Here is a 26,233-nt window from a genome sequence, read left to right on the forward strand (position 1 = left end):
CTTTCAGCAATAATGCCCGCCTGTTTTCTCTCTGGATACTGCTATGAATACCCAACGACGCCCGCCGTTGTGGCTGCTCACGCTGCTGATTATGTTCCCGCAACTGGTGGAAACCATTTACAGCCCGGCTTTGCCAGGTATCGCCACCTCTTTTCACATCAGCAGTGAACGTGCGGCTCAAACACTCTCCGTTTACTTTGTGGCCTTCGCCGTCGGTGTGACGATGTGGGGCTGGCTGAGCGACAGTATCGGACGACGGCGTACGATGCTGGCAGGACTCATCTGTTACGGCGCAGGTTGTGCATTGGCCGTTGTTGCCTCCGATTTCAACATGTTGCTACTGGCACGGATGGTGTCAGCCATCGGAGCGGCTGCCGGGTCAGTGGTGGTACAGACCATGTTGAGAGACGGTTATGAATCAACCGCGCTCTCCCGCGTCTTTTCCGTAATGGGGGCCGCGTTGGCATTGAGTCCGGTTTTTGGCCTGCTAAGCGGAGGCTGGCTGGTTAGCCTGTATGGTCATATCGGTGTATTCGTTGCCCTTGTTTTACTGGCGATATTACTGCTCATACTGACAGCAACCCTTTTGCCGGAAACAAGACCGGAGAATACGATCCGCCCACGGATGACGGTGCTCCTTCCCCACATGGCACGGGACGGTGAGCTGTGGAAAAATGCCATGCTGGTTGCCCTGTTAAATACCATGCTGTTTAGCTATTACAGTCTGGCGCCATTTCTTTTCGGGCAGTTGGGATGGAGTTCCAGAGCCTTTGGCTGGACGGGAGTGTTACTTGCGCTGGCTTCGCTGTCGGGGAGCCTGTTGAACCGGCGGCTGTTAACGACAGGCCTGACGCCGGAACAGCTGATACGTTATGCCTGTGCGCTGGCCGTGTTGTCAGGACTGGCAGCGTGGTGGCAACAGCATACCGCATGGATCCTGATACCGGTGTTTGGGGTGGTACTGGCCTATGGTATCGCCATTCCCAATGTATTGAGCCAGGCGCTGCACCGCTATCGTGAACAAGCCGGGGCCGCTGGTGCTTTGTTTGGGTTAAGCTATTACCTGTTACTGGGAATGATGCTGGGGTTGGCAGGCATGGTGCAACAACTGGGGCTGGTGCTGAGCGTCTGTGCGCTACTCGCCTGGCTTTGCAGCTTGCGCCGCTGATAACCGGAAGGTATACCTGAAAGCACAAAGCCCCGGCGTTACGCTGGGGCTTTGTCGTATCAATTAGCCTGACCTCGCGGATATTTCCAACTTACCGCCGTCCGATGGCGACGAGGCCAGTGGCGCGAATAGTATAGACACCCGTTTGCCAATATTTAGCTATCCGTGCCTCATTAGCTGTTCGCGCTTAAGATATTACTCATGCTTGATCATGACATGGCGAACAATCGTGTAATCCTCCAGTCCGTACACCGACATATCTTTGCCATAACCAGACTGTTTTTGCCCGCCGTGCGGCATCTCGCTGACCAGCGTGAAGTGGGTATTGACCCAGGTGCAACCATATTGCAGACGAGCGCTGAACCGATGCGCGCGACCGACGTCCCGGGTCCAGACAGAAGATGCCAGTCCGTATTTCGAATCATTCGCCCACGCCAGGACCTGGTCTTCATCATCAAATACGGTCACGCTGACCACCGGACCAAAAACTTCCCGCTGCACGATGGCATCTTCTTGCTTCGCCCCAGCCAACAGCGTTGGGGCAAAGTAGTAGCCTGCGCCATCCACTTTTTTACCACCGGTGATAACCTTAATATGTCCCAGGGCTTTGGCCTCATCGACCGCTTTCGTCACGCGATCAAGATGCGCCTGCGAACTTACCGGTCCCAGCTCCGTCGATTCGTCGTTCGGTGCGCCAATTTTCAGGCTGGCAACCGCCGCGCCGAGTTTTTCAACCAGTGCGTCATAAATGCCTTTCTGGGCATAGATTCGACAAGCGGCGGTACAGTCTTGTCCGGCGTTGTAATAACCAAAGGTCCGCACGCCACTCACTACCGCATCCAGATCAGCATCATCAAAAATGATGACCGGGGCTTTGCCGCCCAGTTCCATATGTGTGCGCTTAATCGACGGCGCGGTATGCTGGATAATGTGTTCACCGGTGGCAATAGAGCCGGTCAATGAAACCATGCGGACTTTTTCATGTCCGGTCAGCGGATCGCCCACCGTTTTTCCACGGCCAAACAGCACGTTGATAACGCCTGCCGGATAAATATCTTTGGCAAACTCGGCCAGTTTAAGCGCTGTCAACGGGGTAATTTCCGACGGTTTAATCACCACGCAGTTCCCAGCCGCCAGCGCCGGAGCCAGTTTCCACGCCGCCATCATCAGCGGGTAGTTCCACGGCGCAATGGAGGCGACCACGCCCAGCGGATCCCGGCGAATCATTGACGTATGCCCTTCCAGATACTCTCCGGCTGCCTGTCCTTGTAGGGTGCGGGCCGCCCCGGCGAAGAAGCGGAACACATCGACGATGGCCGGAATTTCATCGTTGAGCACACAGTGCAGCGGCTTACCGCAGTTAAGCGACTCCAGCTCAGCGAAGGTTTGCGCGTTATCCGCGATAGCATCAGCCAGTTTCAGCAGTAACTCGGAACGCACTTTCGGTGTGGTTTGTCCCCAACTGGCAAAAGCATGATCGGCCGCACGGACCGCGGCATCAACCTGCATGGCTGACGCCTCGGCAATCTCCAGAATCAGTTCACCAGTGGCAGGGTTATAGACCGGCTGCTTTTCACCTTCACCGTTGACCAGCTCGCCATTAATCAGTAATTGATGTTGCATAGCAATTTCCCATATCGTCGTTTATTTACCGTTTCCGGCGAGAGTGTCGCCTTCACGCGTTAGCCACCAGGCCCCTAAAATTGGCAGTGTAGTCACCAGCATTACCAGCAATGCCACAACGTTGGTGACAGGCACATCTCGCGGACGACCCAATTGATTGAGCAGCCACAAAGGAAGTGTTCTTTCATGTCCGGCGGTGAACGTTGTCACGATGATTTCATCAAATGACAAGGCAAACGCCAGCATCCCTCCCGCCAGCAGTGCCGATGCCAGGTTCGGCAGCACCACGTAACGAAAGGTTTGCCAGCCGTTGGCGCCAAGATCCATAGACGCTTCAACCAGACTCCATGAGGTACGGCGAAAACGCGCCACAACGTTGTTAAACACCACCACCACGCAAAACGTCGCATGCCCCACCACGATGGTGAGAAAACCCGGCTCCAGGTTGATGGTTTTAAACGCCGTCAACAGCGCCAGGCCGGTGATGATCCCCGGTAACGCGATTGGCAACAGCAGCAACAGCGATATTGCACTCTTGCCAAAAAAGTCCCTACGCCACAGCGCGGCAGCGGCCAGCGTCCCCAGAACGAGGGCAATGGCCGTCGACAACGCAGCGATTTTAAGTGACAACGTCACTGATTCCAGAATATCGCTACGCTGCGCCGCAACGCTAAACCACTTCAGCGTTAACCCCTGCGGTGGAAAACTGAAAGCAGCCTCCTCAGTATTAAAAGCATAGGTGGCGATGATGAGGATGGGAAAGTGCAGGAAAATAACCCCGCCCCATGCCGCCAGTTTGAGTAGCCAGGGTGCGCGTTCAGAGTGCATCGAAAGCTCCCAGACGCTTCACGAACGCCAGATACAGTGCGATTAACACAATCGGCACCAGAGTAAATGCCGCCGCCATCGGCATATTGCCGATCGCCCCTTGTTGCGAATACACCATGTTGCCGATGAAATACCCCGGCGGCCCCACCAGTTGCGGCACGATAAAGTCGCCCAACGTCAGAGAGAAAGTAAAGATCGATCCCGCCGCGATACCGGGTATCGCCAGCGGAAGGACCACATAGCGGAAGGTTTGACGTGGACGCGCGCCCAAATCAGCGGAGGCCTGTAACAGTGACGGCGGAAGCCTTTCCAAAGCGGCCTGTACTGGCAGGATCATAAACGGCAGCCAGATGTAGACGAACACCAGAAAGCGCCCTAACCCTGAGGTCGACAACGTATTGCCGCCGACTGCAGGCAGCGTCAGGAACGAAAGCAGCAGCGGCTCCAGCCCAAGATGAGTTAAAAACCACTGCGCCACGCCGTCTTTCGCCAACAGTAACGTCCACGCGTAGGCTTTAACAATGTAGCTGGCCCACATCGGCAACATCACAGCAATATAAAAAAAGGCTTTCATTTTGCCGCTGGTATAGCGCGCCATATACCACGCCATCGGAAACGCCAGAATTGCGCTGGCAATAGTTACTGCTATCGCCATCGTCAGGGTACGCAAAATGATGTCGTAGTTGGCGGGATTAAACAGCGCCTGCAAATTCGCCAGCGTCAGATCCGGCGTGACCGACATGGTGAAATCGTCGAAGGTATAAAAACCTTGCCACAACAGCGTCAGCAGCGAGCCAAAGTAGACGATACCAAACCACATCAGCGGCCCGAGAAGCAGTAAAAATAGCCCCAGCCCCGGATTACGCCAGAAGAAACCGGAGATCTTGTTCAGATTCGTCGGTTGCGGTGGCGAATGTAAGACGTTCATAGCCATTCACCTCTCCTCAACCAGCGGTACCATCACATCGCGTGACCACGATGCCATCACCTGCTGACCCGGCGACAGCGTTGACGGCAGCATTTCTCCCGTCAGGTTCGCCTGACTCACCAGTAATTTTTCACCGCCGGCAAGTTTCAGTTCAAACCGCGTCGCCGCGCCCTGGTACTGCACCGCCTGAATCACTCCCGGAGCCTGGACTTCTCCCCCGGCGTCATTCAAACGAATGTGTTCCGGACGCAGGGAAAACATCCCCTGTAGCCCGCAAACGTTCTCTGACATCGTGGCATCAAAGACATTGGACGTCCCGACAAAGCTCGCCACAAACGGTGTCCGCGGACGCATGTACAGTTCACGCGGAGAATCCACCTGTTCGATACGACCGTTATTAAACACCGCCACACGGTCAGACATCGACAGCGCTTCACCCTGATCGTGTGTGACAAAAATGAAGGTGATACCGAGAGATTGCTGTAACTTCTTCAGCTCTAATTGCATCTGTTCGCGCAGCTTGAGATCCAACGCCCCAAGTGGTTCATCCAACAGCAGAACGCGCGGTTCATTGACCAGCGCCCTGGCAATCGCCACGCGCTGACGTTGTCCGCCGGAAAGCTGTGACGGTTTGCGCTCATGAACAAAACCAAGTGCGACCTTATCAAGCGCCTCACGGGCTTTGGCGTGACGCTGTTTTTTATCAATCCCTTTGACCATCAGCCCGTAAGCGACGTTGTCGAGGATCGACATATGTGGGAATAGCGCGTAGTCCTGAAATACCGTATTGACGTCCCGTTCCCAGGGGGGCAACTCGCTGGCCTGTTTTCCAAAAATGGTGATTGCGCCGCCTGAAAGCTGCTCAAACCCGGCAATCAGGCGCAGACAGGTGGTCTTGCCGGAGCCGGATGGCCCCAGCATAGAGAAAAACTCCCCGTCGTTAATCGCAATACTCACTCCATCAACTGCACGAACATCCCCGTACAGACGCGAGACGTTATGAAACTCTACTGCGTACGTCATAAAACCCCCAGCGGAATTAACGACCGCCCATAATGGCGATGTAATCCTGCGTCCAGCGACTGTAAGGAACGAATTTGCCACCTTCCGCCATTGGCGTTTTCCAGAAGGCGATTTTGTCAAAGTAGCTATAGCCATTGGTTTCACAGCCCTTTTCACCCAGCAGCGGGCTGGCTTTACATCCTTCAGGCACCACTGGCAGAGAACCAAACCAGGCGGCTACGTCGCCCTGTACTTTCGGGGTTAATGACCAGTTCATCCATTTGTAAGCGCACACCGGGTGTTTCGCTGCACTGTGCAGCATGGTGGTGTCAGCCCAGCCGGTAACTCCTTCTTTTGGGAATACCGTGGCAACAGGCTGTCCTTCCGCTTTCAGGGCGTTAGCCTGATAAGGCCAGGCACTGGACGCCACCACGCCTTCGTTTTTGAAGTCACTCATTTGTACGGTGGTATCGTGCCAATAGCGGTGGATTAGCGCGTGCTGATCGCTCAGGACTTTGATAACCGCCTGATACTGTTGTTCGGTGAGTTGGTAGGGATCGGTGATGCCTAATTGCGGCTGGGTGGCTTTAACGAATAACGCAGCATCGGCAATATAGATCGGGCCATCGTAGGCCTGCACGCGTCCTTTATTGCTTTTCCCGTCCTCAAGTTTTTGCTCAACAAACACCACGTTCCAGCTATCCGGCGGCGTTGGGAAAGTTTTGGTGTTATACATCAGCAAGTTTGGCCCCCACTGATACGGGGTGCCATATACTTTTCCGCCAACGTTAAACCACTCGCCTTTCACCACGCGTGGATCGATAGTTTTCCAGTTTGGGATCAGCGCGGTGTTAATCGGCTGCACGCGTTTACCCATAATCAGACGCAAAGAAGCATCACCGGACGCGGTCACCAGGTCGTAGCCGCCTTTTGCCATCAGGCTGACCATCTCATCAGATGTGGCCGCCGTTTTAACATTGACCGCGCAGCCGGTATCTTTCTCAAACTGCGAGACCCAGTCATATTGTTTATCGGTTTGTCCGCGTTCGATATAACCCGGCCAGGCAATAATATCCAGGCGGCCTTCCGGTTTATCTAATGATGTCGGGGGTTCGGCTGCCTGTGCAGTCATCAGCGTCATACTGAGCGCACACAGGCTACTGAGGGCAAATTGCTTGCTCATAACATCTTACTCCTGTCTAAAAAATATTGAGCGGCAGCCTTGCCGTAAATATATGTCCTTTCCTAAAAATAGTCGGGGTGTTGTAAGCGTTCCTGCTGGCGCAAGGAAATTTAATCAGGTTGTGAGCTAACGCTCATTACGCTACTGATTCAGACCGGCTTCTTTAATCTTCTGGAGTATAGACAAGGAGTTAGGCGCAGAGGTGGCAATAGTAAGAACTATTGATTTTTTGTATGGTAGCACCCGATATAAATAACATCAGGGTTCGGCACTCTCTATTTCGAAAATAAGAACGCACTATTCTTTTATATTGAATAGCGCGTTACATTTTATTTCATCATTTCGCGAATTAATTTTCCAAGCTGTTTCACTGCCTGTTCCTCGCGTTCTCCCCAGTGCCATGCGGTATTAAAGCGAAAGAAACGCGTCCAGCTCCCCGAGGTTGAGAACATTTTCCCCGGCGCAATGCTGATGTGGTGCGCCAGCGCTTGCGTACTGAGCACACCCGCATCCAGCGGTTCCGGCAGTTCGAGCCACAGAAAATAGCCGCTATTGTTGTGGTGAATTTTGACTTCCGCCGGAAGATGGCGTAGTAGCGTTTGCCAGGCCTGCTGTTTACGTTCCGCAAGTTGACGACGTAAACGACGCAGATGCGCGTCATAGCGTCGGGTTGACAGATAGTCCACGAGTGCAAGCTGCATCGGGGAACTGGTGGATAAGGTGCTCATTAGCTGGAGTCGCTGAATGCGCCGGGCATGTTTCCCTGCCGCCACCCAGCCAATGCGAAACCCAGGCACCAGGCATTTTGAAAAAGATGAACAATGCAGAACGCTATCGCTGCGATCCCAGGCTTTGGCGGGGAGCGGTTTTTCTCGGCCAAAGTACAGTTCGCTGTAAACATCATCTTCAATCAGCATCACATGATATTTCTCCAGTAATGCGACCAGATGCGCTTTTTTCTCTGCACTGAGCGTAAACCCCAGCGGATTTTGGCTGTTGGTCATCAACCAGCACGCTTTTACCGGATACTCCTGCAATGCCTGCTCGAGCGCGGTAAGATCGATCCCCTCTTTGACATCAGTGGCAACAGACAGCGCTTTCAGACGTAATCGCTCCAGTGCCTGCAACGCGCCATAAAAACAGGGGTTTTCGACAATCACCCAGTCACCCGGTTCGGTGACCGCCTGCAGGCTCAGGTTGAGGGCTTCAAGCGCACCGGTGGTGATCACAATTTCGTCAGGTGAAATGGTCATCCCCTGTTGGGCATAGCGACGGGCGATGGCATGGCGCAACTCTTGATTCCCCGGCGGCAAGTTTTCGATCACGCTCATCGCCGTGGCCGTTTTACTTACCTGCGCCAGCGAGCGGTTTAACTGCTGGAGGGGGAACAGACGCGGGTCAGGGAACGCAGAGGCAAATGGCATCACCGACGCATCCCGGCTGGCCTGTAGCATATCAAAAATGTAGGTGTTGATATCCACCGCTTCGTCCCGCATGACCTGCACCTGAGGTGCTGCAGAATTACGTTCAGGGCGCGCGGCAACATAATAACCCGACTGGGGCCGGGCAATAATCCGGCCCTGGCTTTCCAGCAACTGGTATGCGTGGCCAACGGTCATAAAACTCATCCCGCTGCTGACCACCTGCTCACGCAATGAAGGCAGCCGATCGCCAGGTTGCCATACGCCAGACGCGATTTGATCGCGAATTTGCTCTGCCAGTCGCTGGTACTTTTTCATTTTTCGTCCTGATTACTGGTGTTGGTGACAACCACTGTGTATACCCGTCATTCTTCGAGCTGCACGTGCGTTGGCTACGTTCGTTCACCTCAGTCACATAGTTATCTATGCTCCTGAGGATTCTCTCTCTTGCCGCCTTCCTGCAGTTCAAATTATTTATGGTATATATCAGTTTACATAATCATGACATTTTTTATAACTGTTATAGTTAACAGTTTTACAACATCGTTACCGACAGTTCTTTTCCTAAAGCGCGGGCAGCTATCTGCACAGCATCAATTTTTGTCGCGTGCTTTAAATCGAATAAGCGAGTGATTTCCTGCTTAGGCCTGCCGATCCTGTTTGCCAGCTCCTGCTGGGTAATATTCGATTCCAGGAAGGCATTTAACAACAGAACCTTAGACGCAACGCTCAGTGGTATTTCCACATAGTCAGCGCCAGCGACAACCGCTGAAGGCATAGGAATCGGTTCGTTATCGTCGAAATAGAATTCAAAAGCGGTGACCAATGCGGCCTGCGCAGCCTGCAAAGCATCATAGCGAGTTTCTCCCTGAGTCAATGCTTCAGGAATATCCGGAAAAGACACCATGAACCCACCTTCCACGGCGGGTATTAGATTAACGGGATAACGCATAATTTTCTCAAAATTTCTCATATAGTCAGCCTCATAGAGATGATGATTACTGTATGCCAAGCTGCTTTTGAATGGCTTTTCGCAGGGCCTCTTTTATCTCATCACCAGGATGCCTGGGCATAACGCTACGCCTTCCCTGATATCTCAACTTCAGATGATTTGAGCCGTTTGTAACTTCAACTCCCTGAGATTCAAGCCAGCGTCTGAACTCACTTTGCTTCACTGCGCCTCCCTGTCATCCATTATACACAAGGTAAACATTTATGATTACTTTTAATTCCCTTTCTATTAATAACGCACAATCACTAGCCTGGGGAGGACGCTATTTAATAACAGGAATCCCGCTTCCAGATTTCATATCAGCCAGGCCAACCTATAACAGCGCCACAACTGTTATGGTTAAAAAGAACTGTTCTGTTTCTGCCCTCCATTGCTTCCCGGGCTTAGAATTGCGCCAAATCAATTTTGCCTGCGGAGTTAAGCATGTTCGGTCTTGACGCGTTTCACCTGGCGAGGATCCAGTTCGCGTTTACGGTATCCTTCCACATTATCTTTCCGGCCATTACCATCGGCCTCGCCAGTTATCTGGCAGTGCTCGAAGGGCTGTGGCTAAAAACGAAAAATCCCACCTGGCGCTCGCTATATCATTTCTGGTCGAAAATATTCGCCGTAAACTTTGGTATGGGTGTGGTTTCCGGACTGGTGATGGCCTATCAATTCGGCACCAACTGGAGCGGTTTTTCCGAGTTCGCCGGGAGCATCACCGGACCACTGCTGACCTATGAAGTGTTAACCGCCTTTTTCCTCGAAGCGGGCTTCCTGGGCGTAATGCTGTTCGGCTGGAACCGCGTGGGACCAGGCCTGCACTTCTTCGCGACCTGTATGGTTGCGCTGGGTACCATTATTTCTACCTTCTGGATCCTCGCTTCCAACAGTTGGATGCAGACGCCGCAAGGCTATGAAATCGTTAATGGACAGGTTGTTCCCGTCGACTGGTTAGCAGTTATTTTCAATCCTTCATTCCCTTATCGCCTGCTGCATATGTCCGTAGCCGCCTTCCTCAGCAGCGCCTTGTTTGTCGCGGCTTCCGCGGCGTGGCATTTGCTACGCGGAAACAATACGCCGGCTATTCGCGCTATGTTTTCGATGGCGCTGTGGATGACGTTAATCGTCGCCCCGCTACAGGCATTGATTGGTGATATGCACGGTTTGAATACGCTGAAACACCAGCCGGCAAAAATTGCGGCGATTGAAGGACACTGGGAAAACCCGCCCGGTGAACCCACTCCGCTATTGCTGTTCGGCTGGCCGGATATGGAACAGGAGCGGACCCGATATGGACTGGAAATCCCGGCGCTGGGCAGTCTGATCCTGACCCACAGTCTGGATAAACAAGTCCCGGCCCTAAAAGAGTTCCCTAAAGAAGACCGACCCAATTCAACCATGGTGTTCTGGTCGTTTCGCATTATGGCAGGGTTAGGCATGCTGATGATCCTGCTGGGTGCGATCGCCCTGCGGCTGCGTTATAAGCAGCGGCTATACACCTCACGCCCTTTCCTGCGTTTTGCATTATGGATGGGTCCCTCCGGTCTGATTGCCATCCTGGCTGGCTGGGTAACCACTGAAGTTGGCCGTCAACCGTGGGTGGTCTACGGTCTGCAACGTACCGCGGATGCGGTATCCGCGCATGGCGATTTACATATGATCATCAGCTTGCTGTCATTCTTTGTGGTGTACAGCTCAGTGTTTGGCGTCGGTTACAGCTACATGATCCGCCTGATCCGTAAAGGGCCGCAGGAAGATGATCCGTCAACGCCGCCATCAGGCACGCCTGCACGACCGCTTTCTGCTGCAGTTCTCGATTCTCAACCGGAGGCTCACCGCTAATGGGTATCGATTTATCAGTTATCTGGTTTGTCATTATCGTATTCGCCACGTTGATGTATATCGTGATGGACGGTTTCGACCTCGGTATCGGCATTTTATTTCCTGCTATTCAGGATGCTGATGACCGTGATGTGATGGTGAATAGCGTCGCCCCCGTATGGGACGGCAATGAAACGTGGCTGGTGCTGGGCGGGGCCGGATTATTCGGCGCTTTCCCCCTGGCCTATGCGGTGATTGTCGATGCGCTGACGATCCCGCTAACCCTGATGCTGCTCGGCCTGATTTTCCGCGGTGTCGCTTTTGAGTTTCGCTTTAATGCCACGCCAGCACATCGACCATTCTGGGACAAAGCTTTTCTCGGCGGCTCAATTCTGGCGACATTCACTCAAGGCATCGTGGTAGGTGCCGTGCTTAACGGATTTTCTGTCACCGGACGCACCTACAGCGGCGGTCCTTTCGACTGGCTGACCCCGTTCACGCTGTTCTGCGGTGTTGGCCTGGTTGTGGCCTACGCCCTGTTGGGAGCAACATGGCTGGTGATGAAAAGCGAAAATCCGTTGCAGGATAAAATGCGCCGCGTGGCCAAAAAACTGCTGCTGGCGATGCTGGTTGTTATCGCCATTATCAGCCTGTGGACGCCGCTGGCGCACAGTGCGATTGCCGAGCGCTGGTTTAGCCTGCCCAACCTGTGGTTCCTGATGCCGGTTCCGCTACTGGTGGTGTTGATCAGCATGTGGTTGTGGCGCTCACTGGACCAACAACACAGCCATGCACTGCCCTTTGTTTTGACGCTGGGGTTGATATTTCTTGGGTTCAGCGGTCTGGGGATCAGCATATGGCCGCATATTATTCCGCCGTCCATTACGCTCTGGCAGGCGGCAGCGCCCGCGCAAAGTCAGGGCTTTATGTTGGTTGGCGCGCTACTGATTATCCCGATAATCCTGGTGTATACCTTCTGGAGCTACTACGTGTTCCGCGGCAAAGTTCAACATGGTGAGGGGTATCATTGATGCAACAATCAATCTGGAAACGCCTGATGTGGCTGGTGATCCTCTGGGGCGGCAGCGTGCTGGCCCTGGCCGCCGTCGGTATGTTCTTTCGTTTACTGATGACGGCTGCAGGCTTTAAGTCCTGATTCCCTTCCTGAAAACAACCGGGCAGCGCGATGCTTCCCGGTTGTAACAAATCCCAACGTTGACCAAACAAAAATGCAAAAAACATCTCACTGGCAAAACAGAGATTGCCATTTACCCGAGTAAAATATTGAATAGTCACCAGGCAAAATTATCGCCACTTCCGCTGCTAACGTACCAGAGGGTGCACGATGTTTAAGAAAGGGTTAACGGTGTTATTGCTGGCCAGCGCGCTTTTTTCTGGTCAACTTCTCGCAACCAATCAGGGACATGAATATTTTCAGGTGCAGGATGCCGATCACGTATTACGGCATACCGCCGACAGCGATGAGCTACGCGTGACGGCGGAAGAATCCGCCGCCGATCTTCGCGAACATCATTACTGGCAAAAATCACGCAAACCCGATACTCACCAGGGTTAAGATTTACGCTTCGGCAATGTTTTCATCAGTTCGTCGGGACTGACGGAAGCGACGATGCTGCCCGGCAACGGCATCTTCAGAATGTGATGTTTCATCTTGCCGATTACATGCATTTCGCACGGTCGGCAATCAAATTTCAGCGTCAGAACTTCATCGCCGTTAACCAACTGCATCGGTGTGGCTTTCCAGCTCTTAATGTTGCCTTTCGCCTGTTTTGGACACAGGTTAAACGCAAAACGCAGGCAATGTTTGGTGATCATCACCGGCACATCCCCCTTTTCTTCGTGCGCTTCATAGGCCGCATCAATCAACTGAACGCCATAACGGTGATAAAACTCACGCGCTTTATGGTTATAGACGTTTGCCAGGAAGCTCAGATGCGTTTGTGGATACACCGGCGCAGGCTGTGAAACCGGTTTACGACTGCCGCGCTGATAGTTTTGCAAACGCGCCGCATCCAGCATGTCGACAGCTTCACGTCGCAATTGATTGAGTTGACCGTTTGGCACAAACAGCGCCCCCGGCAGATTAACCTGAATATCGCGGGCGTAATAAAGCGTTTGTCCAAGTTTGGCCAGACCATCCTGCAGGTTGCTCAACGCTTTTTCCGCATTGTTCGCTTCTTCAAACTGGCCGTCCAGCGTATGAGTGACGCTCACGCCCTCTTCGCTGGTGAGCGTCAGGATCAACTGCTCCTGCCAGCCGCCCAGTGCAATATCAACCGCAACGCGACGTTCGCTGGAGGTTTTGGTTAACGCCTGCTGCCAGTTATGATCGAGATTACGGTTCAGCGGATGATGCGGGCGAACTTTGTGCAAATCGGCAGGCATTTCATTCGGCCACACCCGATATCGATTGTGCCCCGTTTTTTCAACGGTATTGGCACGGAAACCAACCACCTCACGCTTGATTAACACGTTCAGACCATCGCCGTTCGCCAGCGGCTCGGTGACCTCAACATCAAGATGATCTTTCGCGACCTTCAGGACTTCACCTACCGGCAGACCGATGAATTTTGGCGAGTCAAACGCGCCGATATCGCCCTTACGCGCATTGACAAAATAATCAGTGCTACCGCGATGGAAGGTTTTTTCCGTGGAGGGGGTAAAGAAATGTTCAGTGCGTCCGGCTGATGAACGGGCAAGGTCGCCACGCTCTTCAATGATGGCGTCCAGCATCTGACGATAATGGGCGGTAATATTCTTCACATAGCTCATGTCTTTGTAGCGCCCTTCAATTTTGAAAGAGCGCACGCCTGCATCAATCAACGCGCCCAGGTTGGCGGTCTGATCGTTATCTTTCATCGACAGCAGGTGTTTTTCATAGGACACCACGCGCCCCTGATCGTCTTTCAGGGTATACGGCAGACGGCAAGCCTGGGAACAGTCGCCGCGGTTAGCACTGCGTCCGGTTTGCGCATGTGAAATATAACACTGGCCTGAATAGGCGACGCACAACGCACCGTGAATGAAAAACTCAATGGTCGCGTCCGTGGCCTGGTGGATGGCGTTAATTTGCTCAAGGCTCAGTTCCCGCGCCAGGACAATCTGGGTAAATCCGACATCAGACAGAAACTTCGCCTTCTCGACGCTGCGGATATCACACTGGGTGCTGGCATGCAGCTCAATGGGGGGAATATCCAGCTCCAGAATCCCCATATCCTGCACAATCAGAGCATCAACACCGGTCTGGTACAGATCGGTAATTAATCGCTGCGCGGGCTCCAGTTCATCATCGTGCAAAATCGTATTCAGCGTCACAAAGATTTTCGCCCCAAAGCGATGGGCAAAAGGCACCAGTTCGGCGATATCTTTCAGGCTGTTGCTGGCGTTATGACGCGCGCCAAATCCCGGTCCGCCAATATAAACGGCGTCTGCGCCGTGTAAAATGGCTTCGCGCGCAATGGCGGTGTCCCGGGCCGGGCTTAACAATTCAAGGTGATGAGGTTGCTGGCGCATACAGTTGTTACCATCCACAAGCGGTAAAAATGGCGGCTATTGTAGTCACAAGCGCGGCATTTCGGAATAGTTTTCCCGATCAACTGCGCGGGTAATGGATCAGTGAATGAAAGTGAACTGTTTGTTCACCGCTGTTACGGTAACTATGGGCAGTATCGCCAGCAAAACGGACACCTTCCCCGGCTTTAATGGTACGCCATAGGCCATCAATGCACATATCCAGCAGACCACTAATCACCACTACATGCTCTATAACACCGCTTTCGTGTGGTGTGGATTCACTGAGCGCGCCGGGGGCCAGCAGTATCGAAAAGTGATCGAAACACAACTGAGGATCCCACGGGAACAGCGGCGTGACGACCATCGTCTGGTGTTGGGGATCGAAAGCCGGGGGGCTGTCTGACTCGGGCGGCGAAATAAACGTCGAAAATGGGACATTCAACCCGGTGGCGATTTTCCACAATGTCGCCACGGTAGGGCTGGATTCATTGCGCTCAATCTGCCCCAGCATCGCTTTTGACACGCCTGTTTCCTCCGCCAGCCGCGAGAGACTCCATTCCCGCTGATGGCGTAGCGTTCTGAGCGTCGTCGCCAGATAGTGAGTTAAGTTATCCATATTTCTCCTTCTTCGCCCTGTCTTCTCAAGGCTACAGCTTAGCACTTGTACGCTATAACGCACAGTGCTACAGTGGCTGACCGTTATAACGCACACGGAGTTGCTATGCGCACATTTTCAATCCCTCTGCCTACCGTGCTATCAGGTTTTGTCGCGGTGCTGGTTGGTTACGCCAGTTCGGCAGCCATTATCTGGCAAGCGGCGCTGGCCGCAGGTGCGACGACAGGGCAAATTGCGGGTTGGATGACCGCGCTGGGAATAGCGATGGGCGTTAGTACGCTGGCGCTGACATTATGGTATCGCGCCCCTGTTCTTACGGCATGGTCAACACCCGGCGCCGCACTACTGGTTACGGGGCTGCAAGGGGTAACGATTCAGGATGCGATCGGTATTTTTATCGTGGCTAACGCCTTAATAGTGCTGTGCGGCGTAACCGGACTCTTTGCCCGACTGATGAAAATAATCCCCCACTCGCTGGCGTCAGCCATGCTGGCCGGGATCCTGTTACGCTTTGGCCTGCAGGCGTTCAATAGCCTGAATAGTGAGCTTATCTTGTGCGGTAGCATGCTGGTGGCATGGTTAGCGTTTAAAGTCATTGCCCCACGGTATGCGACGATCGCCGCGATGCTGGTAGGTATAATCATCGCGCTGGCAAAAGGTGACATTGTCACTAATGAGGTGAGTTTATCTCCAGTGTTACCCGAGTTTATCGCCCCACATTTTTCATTTGCCCACAGCATTAGCATCGCACTCCCGCTGTTTCTGGTCACCATGGCCTCGCAAAATGCGCCCGGTATCGCCACCATGAAAGCGTCAGGTTATGCGTTACCCGTTTCACCGTTGATTGTCTTTACCGGTCTGCTGGCGCTGCTGTTTTCCCCTTTTGGCGTCTATTCCATCTGTATTGCCGCCATAACAGCAGCAATTTGCCAAAGTCCCGAAGCGCATCCTGATGCAAGGCGACGTTGGTTAGCCGCCGCGGCGGCGGGTGTCTTCTATCTTTTGGCTGGAGCCTTTGGCGGTTCGGTCACCGGACTGATGGCGGCCTTGCCCGTAAGCTGGATCCAAATGCTGGCGGGTTTGGCGTTGCTTGGCACGATTAGCGGCAGCTTGTACCAGGCATTGCATCATGAACCCGAGCGTGATGCGGCTATCATTACTTTTCTGGTCACTGCCAGTGGTCTGACGCTATGGGGGGTTGGGTCCGCATTCTGGGGGTTGATCGCCGGAGGTGTGTGCTACGCGGTGTTTACGTTATTTCGCCGCACGTAACTGCGTTGGCGTTTTACCCGTCACCTGCTTAAACCGGTTGCTGAAATGGCTCGGCGAACTGAACCCGCAAGCCATCGCAATATCCGACAAACTGAGGGAAGAATGACAGACCAGATGCTGGGCTAATACCATACGTCGTTGCATAACGTACTGATGCGGTGCCATATTCATTGACTGGCGAAACATTCTGGCAAAATGGAACTCACTTAGCGCTGCCTCGCTTGCTAAATCGCTCAGAGTGATGGGGTACGCCAGATGCGCTTCTATGTAGGCCAGCACGTTGCGCAATGTGGCAGGCGCAAGCCCTCCGGTGACAACGGGCAACTGCCATTGGACGTTACTGTAATGCTGGATCAGATGCGTGAGCAATAGCGAAGACGCGGCGCTGAGCGTGAGATGATGGGCCGGTTGTTGCCAGTCATTCCCGAGTAGAAACTGACGATAAACCGCTGTGATCCCCGGATCGCTGCCAAACGTATGTTCATCCAGCGTGAAGCTATAGGGGCTTTTGTCCCAGACTTTTTCACCCACTTCGCGCAAATGAGCGTCCGTACAATAGAGATGCACAAAGGAAAGATCGTCGCGGATATCCCAACTGGATTCGCTCTCTTTCGGCATCAGGCAAAAACGGTCCGGCCCGCCGCCATTCTTCCAGCCCCCGGCCGTCTTGTGATAGCTCTCGTAGCCATCGGCGATGTATAAGCTGAGGGTATGGTGATCGCAATACTGGGTAATGGTATCACGCTTATTTGACCAGGCCGCCAGTTGGATCCCTGAATGTAACGCAACCGACTCATGCAGCACGGCATTATGTTTGCGTAAATTTTCAAAGGCACCGTAGGGCTGAGACATACCATCACATTCAAAATAAGTTAGCAGGCTTTCAGTCTATATCAGCGACATATCGTTAACAGCTTCCTTTTCACCTTTACGCTAAAAAAAGCGCAAGATTTTGCAAGTCCACCGCAATCCGATGAAAGCCTCCTGCTACTCAACGTGACACTGTGTGCGCCTGAAGATAAAAAGAGAGAGTTGTATGAACGCACTGCTGTACTGCCTGGTGGTAGTGATTTGGGGAACGACATGGATTGCCATTTATCTGCAGCAAGGGCCGGTTCCAGCGCCAGTTTCTATCTTTTGGCGCTTTGCTGTTGCCAGCTCGGTAATGATAATAATCCTGTTGGTTAGCGGTAAATTACGCAAACTATCTGGTCGTGACCATCTGTTTTGTCTGTTACAAGGCGGGTGCGTTTTTTGCTTTAATTTTTGGTGTTTTTATACGGCTGCGGCGTGGATTAACACGGGCCTTGAATCGGTGATTTTCTCGATGGCCGTGCTGTTCAATGCGGTCAATAGCTTTCTGTTTTTCGGCCAAAAACCGCCGGTGCGCTTTTATATTGCAGCCGGTCTGGGACTGACGGGCATTGTCACCCTGTTCTGGCAGGACTTGCTCAACAGTGGGTTCAATCATTCACTTCTGCTGGGCATTGGTTTAAGCGCTCTGGGAACCTTTGGTTTTTCACTGGGCAACATGATAAGTCTGCGCCACCAGAAAAAAGGGCTGGAAGTATTGACCACCAATAGCTGGGCCATGCTGTACGGTACATTGCTGATCGCCGCTATTGCGCTGGTGCGTGGCGATGACTTCACTCCGCAGTGGACTTTCAGCTATCTTAGCGCACTGCTGTATCTCGCTATTTTTGGTTCGGTGATTGCCTTTGGCGCCTATTTCACACTGGTCGGTCGCATTGGTCCCAGTAAGGCCGCATACAGTACGTTGCTTTTCCCTCTGGTCGCACTGACGCTGTCAACTTTGTATGAAGGCTATGTCTGGCAGGTTAACGCGATTGCCGGTTTGATATTGATTTTGCTGGGGAATCTGGTGATGTTTGCCCGACCAGAAGCGCTGATGGCTAAACTCGTATATCGTCGCCGGGCGGCATAAAAAAACGCACCATCCTGGGATGGTGCGTTTTTCGTTATTATTGTTTTTTATTTACGTCAAACATGGAAGCATCAGTCGCCATGTCATCAACAACTTTCTTCAACGTTTCGAACGCCATCGGCGTGCTTTCGTTGTTCAGATCTTTACCTTCACCCTTACGTACAACTTTAATGACCGGTTTATTGGTCGCCGCATCAATCAACTCACCCTCGAAATAGAGGTTGGTATCCATGGTACGGTGACCCGTTGCCATTTGCGTTCCCGCAACCAGCAGTGCAACCGGGATCACTTCGTAGAACTGCAAACCTTCTTTGTTGGTCGCTACACCGGTAATTGCCCCGCGGAAAATCAGGCTACGTGGCCCAGGTGTCGTCACCAGGGGTTTACGCTTACTGATAGCGGATTTCAACTGTGTATTGGTGTAGGTCAGTAGTTGATCAAGAACCTTCTGCCCTACCTGCGTAGTAGGTTTAGGAACCGGATAATACGTTACCGGGTTATATACAATGTTGTCATATTTGGATTCGTTGTAGTTCGGGTCAACCCAACGGAGTACCGTTTGTCCGGTTGCCGATTTCGTTTCCTTCAGATCAGAGTAATTTTTTAAAAACCCAGAATATTTATCCGGTTCGGTCACTTTTGACGCACAGCCGGATAATGCCAACAAGCCAGTAAGCACTGCAACTTTAAATAAAGTTTGAGTACGCATGAAACGATCCCTTTAGTTTTCGCAATGATGCCTAAAAAGAATAGCAAAACAGATTCATTTTGGATGTACTAAAAATGGTAAGGACCGCACAATTTTATCTCTGCGCTCAACTCAAAAAATGCTGAACGCAGAGAGAGTTAACCCCGGCTGGAGGTTCAGGCAGTTTTGCGTGCCAGCATGGTGGCAAAGCGCAGTTTAATGCGATTACCGTTTTCATCCGTACGATGAAGTTCGCCTACGTCTTCGTTATATTTCAGCAGCTCCCACCCACTGTAATAGTTGCGTAATTCACCCGTTTTAAAGGCAAACGGAAAACCAACGGTGCATGGGAAATCATCAGTGTCCATTGCCGCAACGATTAAATTATATCCGCCTGGCTTCGTGCAGCGCTGCATATTCTCAATAAGGCCTGGGATAGTTTTAGCCTCAAGGAACATCAGCACAACGGTAGAAAGAATAAAATCGTATTCACCCTCAAAGCGTAAGGCATTAAGATCAGCGACCTGCGCATGCAGGTTGCTCAGTCCTTCTGCCGCTTTGATACGCTCAAGATTCGCTATGCTCATGGGGTTTTTATCCCATGCGGTTACGTCATAGCCGTTTGCCGCCAGGTACAGGCTATTACGACCATTACCGCAGCCCAGATCTAATGTTTTACCTGGCGCAACCACTTTTGCCGCTTCAACAACATCGGAATGCGTACGGGTTAAATCGTATTTCTCAGTAAAGTAGTTTTCGTCGCAAAGGGTCATTATTTATCCTCAGATTTCAGTAATGCAGCACGTTCTGTGCGGATTAGCAGCTTTCCCTGCATCAGCAAAGCAAACGTACGTATCAGTAATAATGCAATGATAAAATTGGTAAAAATAAACAGCGGGATAGACAGCGTATGAAAAAATCCTGATTCGCTGCCGTGTCCCAGATGCAGACCCGTCGTCGCCAGGGCCGACACGCCAAACGAGAAGCTCCAGAACGAGGCATTAAATGGTTGAGACAGATACCATGGCATTAGACGTAGCATAAACAGAAGTTGCAGCAGACCATAGCCGAACAGCATTTTGGCTAACGTATCGCCCTCACCACCGTTGACGCTAAGCCAGGCGCTACAGGCGACCAGTGCGGGCGCCAGTTGAATACCAAGTGAAGTCCGTAAGACCGCAGGCAGCTCCCCGCAGCTCCGTAAACGTTGCAGGATCACCGGTTCCAGGCTGAGCCAGGAAAAAACCCCGGCGCCCAGAAACACCAATCCGGCATCGTTGAAACCAAGCGCACCACAGGCCATTGCGCTGATAAAGTTATTGGCGACGGTCGGCAGATACAGACCCGGCGTGGTGGCCTCCTCTGGATGCGCTCCACGCCATAATCCTGCCGTCTGCCAGGCCGCGTACGCCAGCTGTATCACCACGCCAATGCTGAATAACCCGATCGCCAGCGGCCGATACCAGGGAACAAAACCAATTGCCACCAGCATCGTTGTGGCCGGAAACAGACTGACAAAGCTACTCATCACCGGGTGACGAATTTCAGCCAGTACGCTGTGCGGGAAGTGCAGCAAGCGACGCATAAAAGCCAGCGTCAACAGCCCCCAAATGACCATAGCGAGAATCACTAAACCGTCGCCAATCCAGTGGCTCACCGGCCAAATCTGGCTGGCATAACGCCAGGCGAACCCCATCCCGATGGTACCCAGTACCATGCCAAAATAACCGGCCGGAAGATTGAGGACCCGTTCACTCTGTATGCTCTTACTCATTTTGTTTATTTTTTAAAGTATATTTGAAATGCATTTTATGGAATTTCAGCCGGTTTAGCCAGTGCGGAAAACTTTGCTACGTTTAACTAAGGTGCGCAACATGGAAATGAGCAATGACCAAATATCGACTCAGCGATGAGCTTCGCTCCTTTAGTTACCAGGATAATGGCAATAAAAAAAGCGTATTACTACGCCAAATCATAGCGCTCATTGATTTTAATGATGTGACCGCCGGGACGCCTGGCGGCTGGATTGATGATGAAAGCGTCTTGTCGCAAAGCGGCGATTGCTGGATTTACGATGAGAATGCGCTCGCATTTTCCGGCGCGTCCATAACCGGAAACGCCCGGATTACTCAGGCTTGCGTAGTCAGAGATGGCGCGCAAATAGGCGGTGCCGTGTGGATTGACCGGGCAGAAATCAGCCATTACGCACAAATACGTGACAACGTCACCATTAAGGATTCTGTTATTCGCGGCGAGTGCCTTCTGCGCGGTAATGCACGCGTTGTAGGTGGTTCCGAAATCATTGCCGCCAGGGGACTCACTGTTGAAAACGACCAGTTGCTGCAGATTTACGATCGGGCGACCGTCAGCAACTCACGCGTAGTGCATCAGGCGCAGATCTATGGTGATGCGAAAATCAACTATGCCTTTATTGAACATCGGGCGGAAGTTTTTGATTTCGCCCAGGTGGAAGGTAATGAAGAGAATAATGTCTGGATTTGCGATTGCGCCAAAGTCTACGGGCATGCGCGCGTCATTGCCGGAACCGATGAAGATGCGATTCCTACCCTGCGCTACAGCTCACAGGTGGCGGAACACGCGGTAGTCGAGGGTAACTGCGTGCTGAAGCACCATGTGTTGGTCGGGGGACATGCTACATTACGCGGCGGACCAATCCAGCTTGACGATCACATTCTGGTTGAAGGTCACGCCTGCGTTCTTGGCGAAGTGTTGATCGAGAATCACATTGAGATAACCGGCCAGGCGCACATTGAAGCGTTTGATGGCGACGCTATTCATCTGCGCGGGCCGAAAGTGATCAACGGCGAACAACGCATTACGCGCACCCCTATCGCAGGCTTACTCTGAAGGACCATCAATGATGCGGGCATAGAGATTCATATCGTAGTATTCGCCATTGAGGAACTCAGCCTGTCGTAAACATCCTTCCAGTTGGAAGCCATTGCGCAATGCCACCTGGTTGCTCTCAACGTTCTCTACGCGGCATTTAATCACAAAACGGCGAATTTCCTGGCGCTGCGCATAATGATGAATCAATGCCTGCAGCGCCTGGGACATAATGCCCTTACCCTGCTGAGCTTCATCCAGCCAGTAACCAATATAGGCCGCTTTGTTCTGTGGCTCTATCTGGTTAAACGCGATGACACCCACCACATTCTGTTGTGCAAAAATCAGGAACATTTTGGCGTAACCGCGCTGATGCAACATCATGTTGCCCTGCACATTCTTGCGGGTGTCCTCCTCTGACGTCACAAACTGCGGCCAGTTCAGCGACTGCTGGAGCCAGGTTTTATTTTTAAGCACCAACTGATGCAGAGGGGTGACGTGTTGTTCTTCGACGGCACGCAGTTCCAGCGTGTCATTAATGGTTATCACTTCTGGCATTTTCTTTCCGTTACGATCGTTAAGCAGGCAATTCTGCGCATAAAAAACAGGAAGGGCTTCCCTTGTGGAAGCCCTTTTACACAGCAAGCGCCGTTTTACTTAGCTCTCACCGACACTCTCTTTTTGCAAAATTTTGAGCAGATCTTCTTTCAGGTGGAGTTTCTGTTTCTTAAGGCGAACAATGTCCAAACTATACCCCCGACCATCCGAACCTTCCAGTCTGGAGATCTCATGATCAAGGCTGTTGTGTTTTTCGAATAAGGACAGAAAGCGAGGGTTCTCGGTTTTCAGTCGGGAAATAAGGTCTCTGTATTCTGGAAACATACTTTCTCCCTGTTAGTGGACAAGAACGTGTATAAGAAATACACAGCCCCAGAGTACCCATTTGCCATACAGAAAAATGCGAACAGGATCGAGTAAATAGCGTACAGACTATTTTCAGAAAGATTGCAGATACGGCTCCCCCTCAGGAGAGCCGTAAAAGAAGTGATTAACGCATCTCACGGTCGTCAACGTACTGACGTTTATCCGGCGCTGGCGGGAAGTACTGATACAGCCAGGTTTCGCTGATGGCGTCGCCCTGGCAACGCAGGAACATACGCATATCTACCGGGTCAGTTGAGTCAGACGTCGGATACCAGTCAAACTGGATACGGTAGCCGTCGATAGGCTCCACGTAGAGGATCTCAATCTGTTTCGCTTCACCGCTGGAGAGCGTTATCACCGGTTCAATGCCTTTCGGCGCAGCGGCTTTCAGATCGCCACCGACGAAGTCAACGGCAAAACGACGCGCCCATTTCTCCGGGTAGTGCTCGCCCGGCGCCCATCCTTCCGGGAAGCCGCCCATGCCTGTACGGGTCGCCATCACGCGAGCCAATGGTGAACGTACCGGCGGTTGCGCGCTCCAGTACAGACGATATTTAAATTCCAGATCATCGCCAGCTTTAATCGACTTCTCCGGTTGCCAGAAGCAGACGACGTTATCCAGCGTTTCGCCAGTCGTCGGGATCTCCATCAGGCCGATGGTCCCCTTGCCCCACTGGTTACGCGGTTCGACCCACAGGCTCGGACGCTTGTTATACCAGCCCATGATGTCCTGGTAATGAGAGAAGTCGCGATCGAGCTGCAGTAAACCAAACCCTTTCGGGTTGTTATCGGTATAGGCATTGAACTGCAGTTTCTGCGGGTTATTCAGCGGACGGCAGATCCACTCGCCGTTGCCCCGCCACATCGCCAGACGATCGGAGTCATGAATTTGCGGGTGAATGGTGTCGCACATCCGGCGTTCATTGTTGCCGCAGCTGAACATGCTGGTCATCGGCGCAATGCCGAGCTGCTTAATGTCTTTACGCGCGTAAATATGGTTTTGTACATCCATGATCACCTGCGTTTTCTCGCAGTGGATCACGAACTTAAAGGCCCCCGTTACGCTTGGGCTATCGAGTAGCGCATATACGGTAAAGGAAGTCGCGCCCGGTTTGACCGTTTCGAACCAGAAAGCGGTGAAATCAGGAAACTCTTCTTTGCTGTCGGTATAGGTATCTACCGCCAGACCACGCGCCGATAAGCCGTACTGGTAGGTGTCATCCACTGCGCGGAAGTAGCTGGCGCCGAGGAAAGAAACCACATCACGACGGGCCAGTTCTGGCGCTTTAAACACGCGGAAACCCGCGAACCCGAGGTCAGTTTGCCCTTCCAGTTGTTTGGTATCCACACCCGCGTCGTTGTATTTGAACAGCTCCGGACGGAAGTGGATTTCACGCGCCATATGCGTACTGTCATCGACCGAGAACATGCGAACCCGGCGGCGGAATCCCATTCCCACATGGAAGAACTGCGCATCAAGCTGACGATTTTCAACATTGTTCCACAGAGACTGCTCTGCGTCATATTGAATGCTGTTGTAGGCCTGCGGCGTCAGTTTCGCCAGCGTGTCCGGTAACGCACGCGGCTCGCCGCCCCAGGGTTTCTGTGCTAAGTCGTGGGCCATCGATTGCAGAACGGAAAAATCAAAACGTACGGTTTTTCCGTCTGCAATGTCAGACTCTGCCGCAAAGGCGGCGCGGGAAAAGAGTGATGCAATACCACTGGTTCCGCACACGGCGGCCATTGCCATTGAACCTTTAATAAATCGTCTGCGATTCATGCCTGAAAGTGAGTCCTTCTGGTCGTGTAAATGGTCCCGCGCCGGTCAAAATCTGCGGCAAGAGAGTGCACATTTCTGACCGCTCACTCTAGACAAAATTCATTAATAATCCAATTGTTGGTCGCCGATAATCTGTACAAAATCGAAAATATTTTATGTCGATGGGAACAGACCGAATCCCGTGTAAATTCCGTTAAAGTAAACCACACCGCCGTTTACTTCGCTCTTCCGCCTCCTGATACAGCATAAACTCGTCATATACCGTGCAACCCAGTGCCTGTTCAAACGCGTCGCGACTGGCATTCCCGTGGCTGCGAGCCTGGGTTTCATTCCCCAGATTTGACTGGAAAATCCCCGCTGCGCTCACCGGTAAGAAATCTTCGTAGGTGATAGGTTGAGCAACCAGCCAGCCCCGCTCAATGAGCGGTTGCGGATCGTCACCCGGGCGAATGGCCTGGCGATGCGCTTCGCCTGATGGCGTCAGTCGATAACGAAACCAGGCGAGTCCCTGCTGTCGCAGCAGAAACTCACTGTCCGGGAACGCCTTGAAAACCTCCTGAAGATGCAACTGATGCGTCAGATTGTCTTTTCCCGTTCCCGCTTTATTCAGCAGTTCGTCATACAAGGCTCTGCCTTTTGGCGTGAGCGCTACGCCGCGCTGTTCAATCTCACCAAAACGCGCCGTGTGAGTGCCGCGCATTTCACCGGCAAACAGCACCGGTTCTTCCAGTGCTTTGAAACTGGTCTGACGTAATAAAATCGGCACCTCGCGGCGTGGCGGCCCTTCAATCAATATTTTTGGCTCAATGCCGCATTCCGGCATCATGGACTGTACCCGGTCAATATCCAGCGTACGCGGCGTCAGATGGTTGATGTGACAACCGGGGAAACACACCACATCGGCAATCAGCCGGTGTTCGTTGTGCAAATCATGATAGGTTTCTTCATCTACCGTGGCGTGCTGGTGCCAGCGGAATGTTTCCAGTGCTTCATGGACAAACTCCTGCGCCTGGTCAGGCGTAAAACTACCCTGCGCATCAAACTCATCCAGCAGTTCATGACAACGACGGGTGAAAATGTCGCGTTTCTCGAGGATCTCCGCGGCCTTTTGCCGCAGCGCTACGTTCTCGATTAATTCGAGCCGTAATAACGAGGTGAATACCCTAAACGGGTTGCGTGAAAGCGAAGCATCGTCGATGGGCCGAAAAGCCGTGGAATGTACAGGGACGCCGGCCTGAGAGAGGTCGTAGTAACTCACCGGATACATGCCCATAATGGCAAACATCCGGCGCAGCGTAGAAAGCTCCTGCGCAGTACCTACCCGGATGGCGCCGTGGCGCTCAACGTTTAGCCGGGCCAGCTCATCCGCATTAGCCAGTTTTTCATGTAGCGTCGGATTATTTTCCAGTACCGCCAGATTCACATCAGCGACAAGTTCCAGCAATGTGCCGTACTGCGGGACTTCCTGCTGGTACATTGCTGACATTGCCTGCGAAAATTGTTCCCGAATCTCATCTGCCGTGATGGTGTTCGCCATAATGTCATGCCTCCAGTGAATATTACCTGGAGTGTAGAGAACGCTGCAAAGTCCGGTGGGAAGAATTTACAAAGTGTGACCCCGCGTAAACTTCCCACCCCATACAGACGGCGAACAGA

General features: G+C 52.5%; 26 protein-coding genes. 8 read left to right on the forward strand and 18 right to left on the reverse strand.

Annotated elements, in window-relative coordinates; all coding sequences use genetic code 11:
• Nucleotides 1-43: 43 nt before the first annotated feature.
• Entirely contained in the window at nucleotides 44-1,168 is a 1,125-nt protein-coding gene (locus tag ACVXHP_RS04800) for a multidrug effflux MFS transporter (protein ID WP_447570971.1), read from the forward strand.
• 195 nt (nucleotides 1,169-1,363) lie between these two features.
• On the opposite strand, the gene patD is transcribed toward ACVXHP_RS04800, so the two are convergent.
• From patD to ACVXHP_RS04840, 8 genes are all read right to left on the reverse strand, one after another.
• Nucleotides 1,364-2,791 carry an aminobutyraldehyde dehydrogenase gene (patD, locus tag ACVXHP_RS04805; protein ID WP_200006386.1) on the reverse strand — a complete coding sequence of 476 codons (1,428 nt, stop codon included), beginning with the start codon at nucleotides 2,789-2,791 and terminating at the stop codon, nucleotides 1,364-1,366.
• Nucleotides 2,792-2,812: 21 nt separating this feature from the next.
• Nucleotides 2,813-3,619: an ABC transporter permease gene (locus ACVXHP_RS04810; RefSeq protein WP_003020204.1), complete on the reverse strand. Its 807-nt coding sequence runs from the start codon at nucleotides 3,617-3,619 to the stop codon at nucleotides 2,813-2,815.
• A complete protein-coding gene (locus ACVXHP_RS04815; RefSeq protein ID WP_200006385.1) occupies nucleotides 3,609-4,553 on the reverse strand; it encodes an ABC transporter permease in 945 nt (314 codons plus the stop codon). Before ACVXHP_RS04815 ends, ACVXHP_RS04810 begins: the two co-directional genes overlap by 11 nt.
• Nucleotides 4,554-5,570, reverse strand: coding sequence for an ABC transporter ATP-binding protein (locus ACVXHP_RS04820; RefSeq protein ID WP_447570972.1), 1,017 nt, complete (start codon nucleotides 5,568-5,570; stop codon nucleotides 4,554-4,556). It abuts the gene before it with no gap.
• Nucleotides 5,571-5,586: 16 nt separating this feature from the next.
• Nucleotides 5,587-6,732: a putative ABC transporter substrate-binding protein YdcS gene (ydcS, locus tag ACVXHP_RS04825; RefSeq protein ID WP_447570973.1), complete on the reverse strand. Its 1,146-nt coding sequence runs from the start codon at nucleotides 6,730-6,732 to the stop codon at nucleotides 5,587-5,589.
• Between the two features lie 329 nt (nucleotides 6,733-7,061).
• Nucleotides 7,062-8,471, reverse strand: a complete 1,410-nt coding sequence (locus tag ACVXHP_RS04830; RefSeq protein ID WP_447570974.1) for an aminotransferase-like domain-containing protein — start codon at nucleotides 8,469-8,471, stop codon at nucleotides 7,062-7,064.
• Nucleotides 8,472-8,688: 217 nt separating this feature from the next.
• Entirely contained in the window at nucleotides 8,689-9,105 is a 417-nt protein-coding gene (locus ACVXHP_RS04835) for a type II toxin-antitoxin system HicB family antitoxin (RefSeq protein ID WP_447571147.1), read from the reverse strand.
• Between the two features lie 46 nt (nucleotides 9,106-9,151).
• Nucleotides 9,152-9,328, reverse strand: coding sequence for a type II toxin-antitoxin system HicA family toxin (locus ACVXHP_RS04840; RefSeq protein WP_304698661.1), 177 nt, complete (start codon nucleotides 9,326-9,328; stop codon nucleotides 9,152-9,154).
• Nucleotides 9,329-9,588: 260 nt separating this feature from the next.
• On the opposite strand from ACVXHP_RS04840, the gene ACVXHP_RS04845 reads away from it, so the two are divergent.
• From ACVXHP_RS04845 to ACVXHP_RS04860, 4 genes are all read left to right on the forward strand, one after another.
• Complete coding sequence (locus tag ACVXHP_RS04845; protein ID WP_447570975.1) at nucleotides 9,589-10,992, forward strand: cytochrome ubiquinol oxidase subunit I; 1,404 nt, start codon at nucleotides 9,589-9,591, stop codon at nucleotides 10,990-10,992.
• Nucleotides 10,992-12,002 (forward strand): cytochrome d ubiquinol oxidase subunit II, encoded by a 1,011-nt coding sequence (gene cydB / locus ACVXHP_RS04850; RefSeq protein WP_447570976.1) that lies wholly within the window; start codon nucleotides 10,992-10,994, stop codon nucleotides 12,000-12,002. Before ACVXHP_RS04845 ends, cydB begins: the two co-directional genes overlap by 1 nt.
• Complete coding sequence (locus ACVXHP_RS04855) at nucleotides 12,002-12,127, forward strand: DUF2474 domain-containing protein (protein WP_064507023.1); 126 nt, start codon at nucleotides 12,002-12,004, stop codon at nucleotides 12,125-12,127. Before cydB ends, ACVXHP_RS04855 begins: the two co-directional genes overlap by 1 nt.
• A gap of 189 nt (nucleotides 12,128-12,316) precedes the next feature.
• Nucleotides 12,317-12,547 carry a DUF2554 family protein gene (locus ACVXHP_RS04860; RefSeq protein ID WP_316128919.1) on the forward strand — a complete coding sequence of 77 codons (231 nt, stop codon included), beginning with the start codon at nucleotides 12,317-12,319 and terminating at the stop codon, nucleotides 12,545-12,547.
• Here the strand turns inward: ACVXHP_RS04860 and ACVXHP_RS04865 are convergent.
• Nucleotides 12,544-14,505, reverse strand: coding sequence for a peptidase U32 family protein (locus tag ACVXHP_RS04865; RefSeq protein ID WP_447570977.1), 1,962 nt, complete (start codon nucleotides 14,503-14,505; stop codon nucleotides 12,544-12,546). The genes ACVXHP_RS04860 and ACVXHP_RS04865 overlap by 4 nt on opposite strands.
• A gap of 79 nt (nucleotides 14,506-14,584) precedes the next feature.
• Nucleotides 14,585-15,121, reverse strand: a complete 537-nt coding sequence (locus ACVXHP_RS04870; protein WP_447570978.1) for a helix-turn-helix domain-containing protein — start codon at nucleotides 15,119-15,121, stop codon at nucleotides 14,585-14,587.
• 105 nt (nucleotides 15,122-15,226) lie between these two features.
• Here ACVXHP_RS04870 and ACVXHP_RS04875 point away from each other — a divergent pair, with 105 nt between their 5' ends.
• The gene (locus ACVXHP_RS04875) at nucleotides 15,227-16,393 is read left to right on the forward strand and encodes a benzoate/H(+) symporter BenE family transporter (RefSeq protein ID WP_447570979.1); all 1,167 of its coding nucleotides are present in this window, start codon (nucleotides 15,227-15,229) and stop codon (nucleotides 16,391-16,393) included.
• Here the strand turns inward: ACVXHP_RS04875 and ACVXHP_RS04880 are convergent.
• Nucleotides 16,376-17,245, reverse strand: a complete 870-nt coding sequence (locus ACVXHP_RS04880) for an AraC family transcriptional regulator (protein ID WP_447570980.1) — start codon at nucleotides 17,243-17,245, stop codon at nucleotides 16,376-16,378. The two genes, ACVXHP_RS04875 and ACVXHP_RS04880, sit on opposite strands and share 18 nt — an antisense overlap.
• 184 nt (nucleotides 17,246-17,429) lie before the next feature.
• On the opposite strand from ACVXHP_RS04880, the gene ACVXHP_RS04885 reads away from it, so the two are divergent.
• Complete coding sequence (locus tag ACVXHP_RS04885) at nucleotides 17,430-18,338, forward strand: DMT family transporter (protein ID WP_304698676.1); 909 nt, start codon at nucleotides 17,430-17,432, stop codon at nucleotides 18,336-18,338.
• 37 nt (nucleotides 18,339-18,375) lie between these two features.
• Here ACVXHP_RS04885 and ACVXHP_RS04890 read toward each other — a convergent pair whose 3' ends face one another.
• The 3 genes from ACVXHP_RS04890 to tehA form a co-directional block, all read right to left on the reverse strand.
• Nucleotides 18,376-19,047 (reverse strand): DUF3313 domain-containing protein, encoded by a 672-nt coding sequence (locus ACVXHP_RS04890; RefSeq protein WP_200006375.1) that lies wholly within the window; start codon nucleotides 19,045-19,047, stop codon nucleotides 18,376-18,378.
• Between the two features lie 155 nt (nucleotides 19,048-19,202).
• Complete coding sequence (gene tehB, locus ACVXHP_RS04895) at nucleotides 19,203-19,799, reverse strand: tellurite resistance methyltransferase TehB (protein ID WP_447570981.1); 597 nt, start codon at nucleotides 19,797-19,799, stop codon at nucleotides 19,203-19,205.
• Complete coding sequence (tehA, locus tag ACVXHP_RS04900; protein ID WP_200006373.1) at nucleotides 19,799-20,800, reverse strand: dicarboxylate transporter/tellurite-resistance protein TehA; 1,002 nt, start codon at nucleotides 20,798-20,800, stop codon at nucleotides 19,799-19,801. Before tehA ends, tehB begins: the two co-directional genes overlap by 1 nt.
• 113 nt (nucleotides 20,801-20,913) lie before the next feature.
• Between tehA and ydcK the strand changes: the two genes are divergently transcribed.
• Nucleotides 20,914-21,894: a YdcK family protein gene (gene ydcK / locus ACVXHP_RS04905; RefSeq protein WP_447570982.1), complete on the forward strand. Its 981-nt coding sequence runs from the start codon at nucleotides 20,914-20,916 to the stop codon at nucleotides 21,892-21,894.
• On the opposite strand, the gene rimL is transcribed toward ydcK, so the two are convergent.
• The 4 genes from rimL to hglS all read right to left on the reverse strand — a co-directional run bounded on the left by rimL (nucleotide 21,886) and on the right by hglS (nucleotide 26,114).
• Nucleotides 21,886-22,431 carry a 50S ribosomal protein L7/L12-serine acetyltransferase gene (rimL, locus tag ACVXHP_RS04910; RefSeq protein WP_447570983.1) on the reverse strand — a complete coding sequence of 182 codons (546 nt, stop codon included), beginning with the start codon at nucleotides 22,429-22,431 and terminating at the stop codon, nucleotides 21,886-21,888. The genes ydcK and rimL overlap by 9 nt on opposite strands.
• Nucleotides 22,432-22,530: 99 nt before the next feature.
• The gene (locus ACVXHP_RS04915; protein ID WP_006684453.1) at nucleotides 22,531-22,755 is read right to left on the reverse strand and encodes a YdcH family protein; all 225 of its coding nucleotides are present in this window, start codon (nucleotides 22,753-22,755) and stop codon (nucleotides 22,531-22,533) included.
• Between the two features lie 166 nt (nucleotides 22,756-22,921).
• A complete protein-coding gene (locus ACVXHP_RS04920) occupies nucleotides 22,922-24,577 on the reverse strand; it encodes a glucan biosynthesis protein D (protein WP_200006370.1) in 1,656 nt (551 codons plus the stop codon).
• A 193-nt stretch (nucleotides 24,578-24,770) separates the two neighbouring features.
• The gene (gene hglS, locus ACVXHP_RS04925; RefSeq protein ID WP_316128927.1) at nucleotides 24,771-26,114 is read right to left on the reverse strand and encodes a 2-oxoadipate dioxygenase/decarboxylase HglS; all 1,344 of its coding nucleotides are present in this window, start codon (nucleotides 26,112-26,114) and stop codon (nucleotides 24,771-24,773) included.
• Nucleotides 26,115-26,233 lie beyond the last annotated feature (119 nt).

Source organism: Citrobacter freundii complex sp. 2025EL-00176 (assembly GCF_053309355.1).